This is a genomic window from Aerococcus sp. L_32 (assembly GCF_050689315.1).
On sequence record NZ_JBOEQF010000078.1, the window covers coordinates 1 to 10,203 of the forward strand.

A 10,203-nucleotide genomic window follows, 5' to 3' on the forward strand; every position below is an offset into this window, starting at 1 on the left:
AGTTTGATCAATTGGCTACCCACCATGAAGTGACCTTTATTCCGGATGATTTGTTATTCATTCAACCTGAATTGCGAGAACTATCACCTACGATTCAGTTAGATTTAGACCGGTACATTTTAATTGAAACCTATCAGCCAATAGAGGTTATCCAAGAGGAAATAGATGCTTATAAACAGTTTGTTAAATACATGAACACTGAGTATGGTGTGGATGTGGTTTTCCTACCATTAAATATTGGTGATGGTGGTACGAATCAGGGGAAATTTTTGAAAGCTCGAATTCCTGAACTTCATCGATTTTACAGATCATGGATATTTACCAGTGCAAGATGCTGTCAACCTGATTAAGAATGCTGAGTTAGTTATCACTAGTAGATATCATGCACTAGTATTGGCAGTCGCCAATCAAACGCCTATTTTGTCTGTGATGAAAGATGAAGTAGGGGATAAGCGGTATTACTATAATAAAAATGGTGGTCTAATTAAACAGGTGTTCAACCATCTACGAGTGGATGAAACGAGGTTTATGAAGGGAAATTTCACTGACGCCTTTGAAGTGATTGAAGCAGAATTTGAAAAGATTCTTACTGAAGAAAGGGCCTTATTTGAATCAACACTCTATCAGCAAAATATGAAAGAGTTATATCAGCTACGCATGGATTATTTGGCTAAGCACGTTGATAAAAGCTAAAATGGAAATTATTTTTGAAAGGAATTGCTCAGAATAGATGGCAATTCCTTTTTTCAAAAAAATGGTTTGCTCACGGAAATTTGAAGAAGTCTAATAGCGGGATTGTGGTATCTTTACATTACTTTGTATTTAAAATACCGAAATATATTTTATAGCATTGATATGTGAGTGAAAAAGATACATTCTTAAAGAAAAATTATCCGTAGAAAAAGATTTTGGTGAAGATTATGAATAAAGTAGCAGTTTTTGGCGCAGGTTCGCAAATCGGTAAAAATGCAGTTTTACTTTTTAGTCAGTTTGGATATGAAGTGATTGCATTTGTCTATTCGAAGGCAGATATTGACAAAATTCCTGGTGTCGAATTTATATTAGTGGGATCAAACGATGATAGTGTAGTTGAGGAAGCTTTAGAACAGGCTCGGATAGTATTCCTAGCACTTCTATTTAATCCTAATAACGCACAACGTATCATTGATATACAAGACTGTGTGTTGAATACTGTCGACATGTCTGAAGATTTACCTTTAGATAAATTCTTATATATGATTGAGCAAAATCAAAATAACAGCTATTCAAAGCAGTCTGATTACTTATGTTGAAGATGCAGACTTGAAGCAACAAAGACTTTCGCAAGCTAATTATTTGGCTGAATTAGAAACTTTTATTAGTGGAGAAATTGCTACAATTGCGTCATATCAACATACAATTATTCTTTAAATAAAGTTAATCAAGTTTTTTCTACTAGGTTTTACTCGTGATATGGTAAGATAATGATTAGAAAAAGATTGTTTTTAATCATAAAAGGAAAAAATATGAGTAGAATAAAAATATTAGCCTTAATGTTGCTGTCGTTAATAATAGCTGGATTTTTATTGGCTTTTATTACGACAGAGAATTTAATTGTAGATGAAGAACCAGTTGTTTCTGATATTATCATTGTGCCAGAAGGCTCAAACGAAAGAGCTAGTGAGGCTGTCACGTTATTAAATAAAGGATATTCAAGTTCGGGCAAGATTATTGTGAGCCCTTTAACGCAATCTAATTCAGCTTATTATGTAGCGGCCGGCGCACCAGCAGGATCTTTATTAAATGATGCAAACGCAACTTCGACTTATACGAATGCCCGCAATACATTACAAATGATGGCAGATTTAGGCTACGACTCAGCAATTATTACTTCATCTGACTACCATATGTTGCGAACAAAAATGATTTACGAACGACAAAATCGCCATTATGGTTTTGACTTAACCTATGTGGCTTCATATCGTGAAATTGATGGTAAAAACGTGCAATGGAATGAGGGGCCTAGTTATTTAAAAGCTGGCGGTTTCCGTGAAATTAAGAAGTTTTGGGGCTACGTACTCTTTCTATATCATTGGGTAGATGAAGAATAGCATATTGAATGAAACGCGTGGTGAAGACCATGCGTTTTTTGATAAACTAATCATATAGACAAGTGATTATATTTTTTGAAATAGCCATTTACTTACCCCCAATCATACATTTGAATTGGGGTTCTTTTCTGGTTATGCTAAAATGATGCTAAATAAGAGAGATAAAGGAGCTTAACAATGAAATTAATTTCATGGAATATTGATTCTTTAAATGCGGCCTTAACTGGTGCGTCTCCGCGTGCAGAATTATCACGTGAGGTTTTAAAGATGATTCGTGAACATCAACCAGATGTGATTGCGATTCAAGAGACAAAACTATCGGCGAAAGGTCCAACTAAAAAACATTTGGATATTATTGAAGCAGATGTGCCTGACTATAAAGTGGTCTGGGTGTCTAGTGTAGAACCAGCGCGTAAAGGCTATGCGGGGACAATGTTTTTATACCGTAATGAATACGAACCTGAGGTGACTTTCCCACAAATTGGGGCACCAACGACGATGGATAACGAAGGGCGCATGATTACCTTAGAATTCCCTGAATTCTTTGTGACCAATGTATACACACCTAATGCGGGCTCTGCTCTGGCACGTTTAGAAGACCGCCAAGCTTGGGATGTGCAGTATGCAAACTATTTAGCGGACCTAGATACTAAGAAGCCAGTGATAGCTTGTGGTGATTTTAATGTTGCCCATACGGAAATTGACTTGGCTCACCCAAAAAATAATCATTTTTCTGCTGGTTTCACTGATGAAGAACGTGCTGGTTTTACTAACTTGTTAAACCGCGGTTTCACAGATACCTTCCGTCATATTCATGGCGACGTTGAAGGTGTTTATACTTGGTGGGCACAACGAGTGAAAACAAGTAAAATCAATAACTCGGGATGGCGCATTGATTATTGGTTGGTGAGTGACCGGATTGCAGACAAAGTGCAAAAATCCGAGGTACTAGACTCTGGTACGCGTCAAGACCATACACCAATTTTGTTAGAAATTGATATCTAGTTAAAGAAGATACTAAATCATGAGGCTGGGCTAAAGGTAGCTCAGCTTTTTTAATTTACTGTTATCCTTGTACGGCGTTTGATTCTATTCTTTAATACCTTTTTGAATTTTGCGTATCTTCTTTTGTGTGTTTTTGCCTGCGATTTTCTTTAATTTCTCTTGACCAAAAACATAGTAGAGAATATTGGCGAAAAGTTGGTACATACTATCTAGTTGGCCAAAGTCTACATATGCTTTAATGGGTTGATAGGCAGATTCGCTGACCATAAATTGTTGATTGTCAAATGTATCCTCATCAGCATGATTACTTAATGCTTGATGATGAGTGAAGTGGTTGAACTGACTATAAAAAGCCATTTGATTAAAGAATCGTAAGTGTTGTTGGCGGAAGGTGGTATAAAAATCCATTTTTTCTTTTAAATATTTATTTTTTAGATTGATTTTATACTTGAAGTGGTTGTCTACTTCAATCCAGGTAGCCTTCTTACACTGGGCGTCCGCATAGTAGACTTGGATATTATGTAAGGCCAAGATGTGATTGATATCCTTTCTGTCATCAAACCGTTGGAAGGCAAATTTTCCAAGGGTAATCGGTAACCGCTTATTACTATCTAGAATATGCGTGTGTGTTTGATTGAAATAAGTCGCCGGGAAGGCGTATTGATCATGCCAAGCTTTCAAGAGTGACATGGTGTCTAGGTGACTAATGCCAAAGGATTGGTCGGTGAAAAGAATAATTGTCTTAAAAGGTAGTTTGAATGTCGATACATTATAAAGAAGAGACATGTTTTGAAGCAGTTGATTGAAGTGACGGGGATTTCCAGTGATGGCTTTTTCGATGATGGTGTTGAGATGATCTTGCCAATTGAATTTTTCTGGGACTGTTTCAAGATTCCTGTTATCTATGCGCATGTTCTACCACCTTTATACTTTTTGTTATCTTATTTATAACATTGTATTTATTTTTATGAAACCAAATAATTGCAAGGACTTGAAAATAGATTGATTTATATTGAATAAGTAATAATTTGAACCGATTTACAGTTTTTGATGCGTCGCTTTTGACTTTTAAGTGATAATTCTAGCAAAAAATACTAGCCTGTCAGCCTAATATGAACTTGCCTTTTCCTCAGTTATACACGTATTTTAAGTTACCTGCAGGTGATGAAAAGATACTTTAAGCTCGTTTAGGGGAGGAAATTGCTTTTATGTTTGATCAGTATCGGTATCCGGAGTTGTTGGACCAATATCATGGCGTGATTGTGCATGTCTTAAATCGGTATCATGTGGATGTGTATAAGTCTTATTACGATGATATTTACCAGTTGGCGCAGATTGCATTATATCAAGCAGCGGAGAATTTTGATGGGGATCCGCTAAGTGAGGCTGACCGTTACCGGTTTGTGGCTTATGTGAAGCGGGTGATAGCTTGGCGGGTGTTGGATGAATTGCGTAAGCACACACGTCAGGGTGGTCAGGAGTTTTCAACAGCGGATGAATGGGTATTTGAGGCTGGTTTAGGTGAGGGGCCGAGGATTGAGTTAACAGCTGATATTGAGCATTTCTTAGCTGAGGCAGCGAAAATATTAAAGCATCGTGATTTAGACTTTCTATACCAAGTGATTGCTTGTCAGGGGAAGACCAAGTTATTACTTGAAATTTACCCCATTTCCCGCCAAGCGATTTACAATAAGAAACGTCATTTGATGGACAAACTACAATCTATTCGCCATTTGTTGGTGGGTTAGGAGACAAGATGAAATCAACAACATTTAAAGAATATGAAGGCCTTTTAATTGCATTTGGACATGGAAATGGGGACCCAGGCGCCGTATCTGGGCAATTTACTGAGGCAGAAATGGTACGGAAGTTAAAACCCTATATTGAAAAATGGGCTAAAGCAGCTGGCATCAAAGTGGCATTCTATATGGACAATCTTTACCAACATGCAACAGATATGAAGACCTATGCGGATTGGGTAGTGGTTGAAGTACATATGGATGCAGCGGCTAAACCACAAAAAGGTGGACATATAATCATTCATTCGGACTATGTGACAGATGCCATAGATGATAACTTGATTGCGATGATTCAAAAGCATTTTGGCTTAGTCACTAGAAACGGTGCAGGCTTATCAAAGCGAGGGGACTTGTTGAATTGTAACAATGCCCGTCGTTGGGGAATTAATTACCGGTTACTGGAATTATTTTTCCTAGCAGATGCAACTGACCGTAATTATTATTTAGCTAATTTAGACTTAGTGGCTAAAAATATAGTGGAAGCTGTTGTCGGTGTTCAAGTTGCGGATGATAAAGTTTGCCAGTGTACGCGCTAGCTAGGGTCACTGTGTCATAGCGATATACCAAAGACCTAAAATTACTTCAATGTGTATATAAGAAAAGCCATCGTGGTTGGGGATGAACCCTTACCGCGATGGCTTTTTTGTCTTTTGTATAAGTCTATAATCTATTGATTTTCTTCAGGGATAATCCAAAACTCTGTGCCAATTTCTTCGTTACGGTCAAGTACTGCTTGGTTGAAGTCGTCCGATTGATAGATAGCTTTAATATCTTCAACCCAATCTTGATCCATTTTATCTGCAGTGGTAATGGCTTCAAGTAGTAGGCCTTCAATCGGTTGTTCTGTGACTAAACGAGAGTCCAAGTCCATACCTGCATCATAAGCGATTGAACCAGCAACTAAGGCATAAGAAACGTCTTGGATTGCGGGTGGGATAGCAGCACCTTGCATTTCGACAATTTCAATGCCTACATGATTTTCTTCGATATCGTCAGCAGTCACTTTGGCGGCTTCAACATCCGGGTTTAAAGTGATCCACCCAAGGTCTTGCATCAATAATAAACCGCGCATCATAGAAACCGTACCATTACCGATAGCGATGGTATCACCTGCTTCAACATCATCAAGGCTATCTTTTTGACCCGGATAAATAGCTGCTGGTACGGTTGGGATACGGACAATTTGCTCAAAGCTAGCGTCCAGTGTGTCGTTATAACTTTCGGTGTTTAGCCGGTTACCGTCTACATTGATATCCGCTTCCCCTTCATCAACAGCAATCATTGCTTGGCGTAATTCAGAAAACTGAATTTCTTCAACGGTATAACCTTGTTCTTCTAATCTCGGGGCAACTTCTTCCATAAATAGAATAGAATAAGGCCCAGGTGATGTGGCCACTTTGATGGTTTGTGTATCTTCCGTCTGCTTTCCGCAAGCTGCAAGGACCAAGGCAACCAGTGCTAAACCAATATATTGTAAGAATCGTTTCATTTTTCTACCTCCCAAATGTGTTTTATTCATTTACTTTAACTTATCACAGATTGCCATGAATTGAGATACAATATGCTTGTGTAGGGTTACTGCATGTGATTGATTACTAATAGCGAGTTGTTTCATTTCAAATTTTGTAAAAGTAATTGAACAGTTTATTCTATTTCTACGTATGGTAAAATAAGGTTATTGAAATCAGTAAGAGGAGTGACAAAATGACTTTAGGGATAGGTATTTTAGATTTTATACCTCGGGATAAAAATACAACGGTATTAGAGTCCTTTGAGCAGTCAATAGAACTAGCTAAACTGGCGGATGAAAAGGGCTTGGACCGTTACTGGCTAACAGAACACCACTCAACGCCAGCTGTCTTATCATCAACTCCACAGTTATTATTAGCCCGTTACGGTGCAGAAACAAAGCAAATTAAGTTGGGTACGGGTGCGGTGATTATCAATAATTCCACTCCTTATCAAATTGCAGAGAACTATATGGTGCTTGAAGCCATGTATCCTGGACGTGTTGAAGCAGGTGTTGGCCATTCTATGCCAAAAGAAGTTACCCGTCAGGAAACATTAGGCATGCAGATTAACCGTGGACTAGATTATGAAAAGACGATTTCACAAATTGCAGGTTTACTTTATGATGATCTAGCAACTGAAGATGAGATGCATGGGCTACGTGTAATGCCTACTTATTTTGACGGCGTGACGCCACTTCATACTATGCTAGGTTCACGCCGCAATGCGAAGTTTATTGCGGAGAAAGGTTTAGGTATGGTATTCGGTTTATTCTTCTCAGGAGATTTGGCTGAATGTATTGAGACTATTAAAATCTACCGGGAAAACTTTAGACCTTCTAAAGGGATGCCAAAACCTTCAGTATTGATCGCCCTTTATGCAGTGACTTCTACAAAGCGTAATATGAAGGAAGTATTAAACTATGCCTTAAATGATTGGATAGATGCACTAGAAGATGACAAACGAGCTTATTTAGAACTGATGGAAGTGTCTGATGCAAGAGACTTTGTGACGACGATTGATCCGGATGCAGAAGATAGACATGCTTCAAGAAAAGTTTATGGCACGCCTAAACAAGTGGAAATGCAGTTGCGCCGTTTGAAAGAAGAAACCAATGCAGATGGGTTCTTGGTTGCCAACCAATTATCTGGGTTTGCGAATCGACGCGCTTTGATTGAAATATTGAGTCAGGTAAATATTTAACGATATCATTGATTATTAGTAATAAGGTGAATTTAATAAAAGAAGCCTGGTTTGTCCGGGTTTCTTTCATTATAGCTAGTTATTTAAGGAAAGGGGGGATTGTGATGACACGAGCTTTATCTGATTCAGTGACGGTTTTGAAAGGTGTTGGCGAAAAGAAAGCGGCATTATTAGAAAAGGTTGGGATTTCAACGGTTGAAGATTTACTTTACCACTTTCCTTTCCGTTACGAAGATGTGTCTGTAAAGTCGGCCGGTGAATTAGTGGATAATACCAAAGCTTCGGTAAAAGGTGTGGTAGCGACGGAACCCGTTGTCCAATATTTTGGGCGCAATCGTAACCGTTTGACCTTTCGCTTAGCTATGGACCATGAGGTATTGCAGGTTATCTTCTTTAACCAGCCTTACTTAAAAAAGAATATTCAGGTCAACCAAGAAATTGTTGTTTATGGGAAATTTGAAGCGGCTAAACAACAAATTGTAGGCATCAAACTGTTCTCCAACCACCAAGATGAGGAGAGTGGTGATAATGATTTTGAAGCAATTTATCATCTAACTCAGGGACTATCAACTAAATCGCTGACCGATTTAATCAAGCAAGCTATCGATTTATACGGGGACCTAGTTGTGGAATTATTGCCCGAAGCCTTGCGAGAGAAATACCAACTCATGCCGCATAAGTTAGCCATCCAGCAAATCCATTTTCCAGATAGTGAAGAAAACAACCGACAAGCACGTAGGCAATTGAAATATCAAGAACTCTTCTTGTACGCCTTGAAATTACAATGGCGAAAGCTACAGCAGCGCCGCATTGCCAATGGTGCTCAAATACTTTATGATAACGACCATCTTCGTGACTTTATCCAGACTATTCCCTTTGAATTGACAGCTGGCCAAAAGGCTGTAGTCAATGAAATTTGTGCAGATTTGCGGCAACCCTTCCAGATGAACCGTCTTCTTCAAGGAGATGTTGGATCCGGGAAAACGGTAGTAGCTATGATTTGCTTAGTGGCAACGATTGATGCAGGGTTTCAAGGCGCCATGATGGTACCAACTGAAATTTTAGCTGACCAACATTATGCCTCCATTTCAGGATTCTTTGAAAAAACGGATTACAAAGTGGCTTTACTGACGGGGTCGACGAAAACTAAAGCTCGGCGGGAAATTTTAGCCGATTTGGTAAACGGGGACATTGACCTTTTAATTGGGACACATGCCTTAATTCAAGATGATGTGAAATTCGCTGATTTAGGGATGGTTGTGATTGATGAACAGCACCGGTTTGGGGTTAACCAACGGTCTAAATTAGTGGCTAAAGGTGAATTCAAAGCGCCTAATGTCCTGTATATGACCGCAACGCCAATCCCTCGAACATTGGAGATTACGATGATGGGGGATATGGACGTTTCTAAATTAAAAGAAATGCCTTCAGGACGAATTCCGATTGAAACATCATGGGTTCGCCATAACCGACAAGCCCAAGTTGATGAACAGATTTGGCGAGAAGTGAGAAAAGGCCGACAAGTTTATATTATTTGTCCTTTAATCGGTGAATCAGAAGCCCTAGAAGCGCAAAATGCTGAGCATATTTATGAAACTTATGTGGCGCAATTTGGCAGTCAGTTTTCAGTTGGTTTATTACACGGACAAATGAGTGCGGACGAAAAAGACCAAGTCATGGAAGCCTTTAAGAATAATGATATTCAAATACTCGTGTCAACAACAGTGATCGAAGTAGGGGTTAACGTACCAAACGCGACTTATATGGTCATTTTAGATGCTGACCGGTTTGGTTTAGCCCAGCTCCATCAATTAAGAGGACGGGTAGGCCGTGGTGAGCATGCATCATATTGTGTTTTAGTAGCTGATCCAAGAACAGATAACGGGAAACAGCGGATGAATATCATGGTTGAATCGACAGATGGTTTTTACCTTAGCCAGCAAGATTTAGAATTACGTGGTGCCGGTGATTACTTTGGTACCCGTCAGTCTGGTCTACCAGAATTTAAGGTGGCTGACCCAATTGAAGATGGTGTAATTTTAGAAGTGGCTCGTGAAGACGCCATCCAATTTATTCCTTACTTTGAAGGCCATTTAAATGAATTCACTGAATTAGCCAAATGGCTTGACCAGCAAGTGACAACGATCAACGCTTAGGATTATTGGTGCAATAAAAATTTAGGCAAAATAAAGACAATCAGGGCCAACGTGCTGCAAGTTTTCAAGCTGAAATCCTTTTTCCCTTATAGGCTACAAGTGGCTCTGGGTATGATATAATAAGGTCATCATTTTTGAATTTATTGAATGTAGAAAGTAGGCATAGAAATGAGAATTGCAGTAGATGCAATGGGTGGCGATAACGCGCCTAAAGAAATCGTCTTGGGTGGCTTAAAAGCTGCAGCTGAACGTAAAGACGTCACCATCATATTTTATGGAGATGAAGATGCGATCAAAGCAGAAATTGAAGGGTCTACACCTGAAAACGTGGAGATTGTTCATGCAGCAGATAAGATATTATCTGAAGATGACCCAGTAAGAGCTGTACGTACAAAACGGGAGTCATCGATGGTGATGGCAGCCCGTGCAGTACGAAACGGG

At 39.0% G+C, this 10,203-nt stretch carries 11 protein-coding genes and 1 pseudogene; 10 read left to right on the plus strand and 2 right to left on the minus strand.

Annotation, left to right across the window (positions count from 1 at the left end; all coding sequences use genetic code 11):
* From ACRCJ0_RS06715 to ACRCJ0_RS06735, 5 genes are all read left to right on the plus strand, one after another.
* On the plus strand, nt 1-350 hold a 350-nt coding region (locus ACRCJ0_RS06715), incomplete at its 5' end, for a hypothetical protein (protein ID WP_431389961.1).
* Nucleotides 325-693: a polysaccharide pyruvyl transferase family protein gene (locus ACRCJ0_RS06720; RefSeq protein WP_431389962.1), complete on the plus strand. Its 369-nt coding sequence runs from the start codon at nt 325-327 to the stop codon at nt 691-693. The genes ACRCJ0_RS06715 and ACRCJ0_RS06720, both read left to right, overlap by 26 nt.
* A gap of 227 nt (nt 694-920) precedes the next feature.
* Nucleotides 921-1,292: a hypothetical protein gene (locus tag ACRCJ0_RS06725; RefSeq protein ID WP_431389963.1), complete on the plus strand. Its 372-nt coding sequence runs from the start codon at nt 921-923 to the stop codon at nt 1,290-1,292.
* 213 nt (nt 1,293-1,505) lie between these two features.
* A complete protein-coding gene (locus ACRCJ0_RS06730; RefSeq protein ID WP_268402919.1) occupies nt 1,506-2,090 on the plus strand; it encodes a YdcF family protein in 585 nt (194 codons plus the stop codon).
* A gap of 177 nt (nt 2,091-2,267) precedes the next feature.
* Nucleotides 2,268-3,095, plus strand: coding sequence for an exodeoxyribonuclease III (locus ACRCJ0_RS06735; RefSeq protein WP_431389964.1), 828 nt, complete (start codon nt 2,268-2,270; stop codon nt 3,093-3,095).
* 84 nt (nt 3,096-3,179) lie between these two features.
* Here the strand turns inward: ACRCJ0_RS06735 and ACRCJ0_RS06740 are convergent, their stop codons facing one another.
* Nucleotides 3,180-4,007 carry a hypothetical protein gene (locus ACRCJ0_RS06740; RefSeq protein WP_431389965.1) on the minus strand — a complete coding sequence of 276 codons (828 nt, stop codon included), beginning with the start codon at nt 4,005-4,007 and terminating at the stop codon, nt 3,180-3,182.
* A 296-nt stretch (nt 4,008-4,303) separates the two neighbouring features.
* On the opposite strand from ACRCJ0_RS06740, the gene ACRCJ0_RS06745 reads away from it, so the two are divergent.
* Nucleotides 4,304-4,843: a hypothetical protein gene (locus tag ACRCJ0_RS06745; protein WP_431389966.1), complete on the plus strand. Its 540-nt coding sequence runs from the start codon at nt 4,304-4,306 to the stop codon at nt 4,841-4,843.
* A gap of 8 nt (nt 4,844-4,851) precedes the next feature.
* On the plus strand, nt 4,852-5,430 hold the full coding sequence (locus ACRCJ0_RS06750) for an N-acetylmuramoyl-L-alanine amidase (protein WP_431389967.1): 579 nt from the start codon (nt 4,852-4,854) through the stop codon (nt 5,428-5,430).
* A gap of 131 nt (nt 5,431-5,561) precedes the next feature.
* On the opposite strand, the gene ACRCJ0_RS06755 is transcribed toward ACRCJ0_RS06750, so the two are convergent.
* On the minus strand, nt 5,562-6,383 hold the full coding sequence (locus ACRCJ0_RS06755; protein WP_431389968.1) for a MetQ/NlpA family ABC transporter substrate-binding protein: 822 nt from the start codon (nt 6,381-6,383) through the stop codon (nt 5,562-5,564).
* A gap of 215 nt (nt 6,384-6,598) precedes the next feature.
* On the opposite strand from ACRCJ0_RS06755, the gene ACRCJ0_RS06760 reads away from it, so the two are divergent.
* From ACRCJ0_RS06760 to ACRCJ0_RS06770, 3 genes and pseudogenes are all read left to right on the plus strand, one after another.
* A complete protein-coding gene (locus ACRCJ0_RS06760; protein ID WP_431389969.1) occupies nt 6,599-7,606 on the plus strand; it encodes an MsnO8 family LLM class oxidoreductase in 1,008 nt (335 codons plus the stop codon).
* Between the two features lie 104 nt (nt 7,607-7,710).
* Complete coding sequence (gene recG / locus ACRCJ0_RS06765; protein ID WP_431389970.1) at nt 7,711-9,762, plus strand: ATP-dependent DNA helicase RecG; 2,052 nt, start codon at nt 7,711-7,713, stop codon at nt 9,760-9,762.
* Nucleotides 9,763-9,930: 168 nt separating this feature from the next.
* Nucleotides 9,931-10,203, plus strand: a pseudogene (locus tag ACRCJ0_RS06770) (phosphate acyltransferase PlsX); the annotation flags it as partial.

Coding starts and splice junctions, on each gene's coding strand:
- ACRCJ0_RS06725 (WP_431389963.1), top strand. CDS start 921: ATGAATAAAGTAGCAGTTTTTGGCGCAGGTTCGCAAATCGGTAAAAAT.
- ACRCJ0_RS06730 (WP_268402919.1), top strand. CDS start 1,506: ATGAGTAGAATAAAAATATTAGCCTTAATGTTGCTGTCGTTAATAATA.
- ACRCJ0_RS06735 (WP_431389964.1), top strand. CDS start 2,268: ATGAAATTAATTTCATGGAATATTGATTCTTTAAATGCGGCCTTAACT.
- ACRCJ0_RS06740 (WP_431389965.1), bottom strand. CDS start 4,007: ATGCGCATAGATAACAGGAATCTTGAAACAGTCCCAGAAAAATTCAAT.
- ACRCJ0_RS06745 (WP_431389966.1), top strand. CDS start 4,304: ATGTTTGATCAGTATCGGTATCCGGAGTTGTTGGACCAATATCATGGC.
- ACRCJ0_RS06750 (WP_431389967.1), top strand. CDS start 4,852: ATGAAATCAACAACATTTAAAGAATATGAAGGCCTTTTAATTGCATTT.
- ACRCJ0_RS06755 (WP_431389968.1), bottom strand. CDS start 6,383: ATGAAACGATTCTTACAATATATTGGTTTAGCACTGGTTGCCTTGGTC.
- ACRCJ0_RS06760 (WP_431389969.1), top strand. CDS start 6,599: ATGACTTTAGGGATAGGTATTTTAGATTTTATACCTCGGGATAAAAAT.
- recG (WP_431389970.1), top strand. CDS start 7,711: ATGACACGAGCTTTATCTGATTCAGTGACGGTTTTGAAAGGTGTTGGC.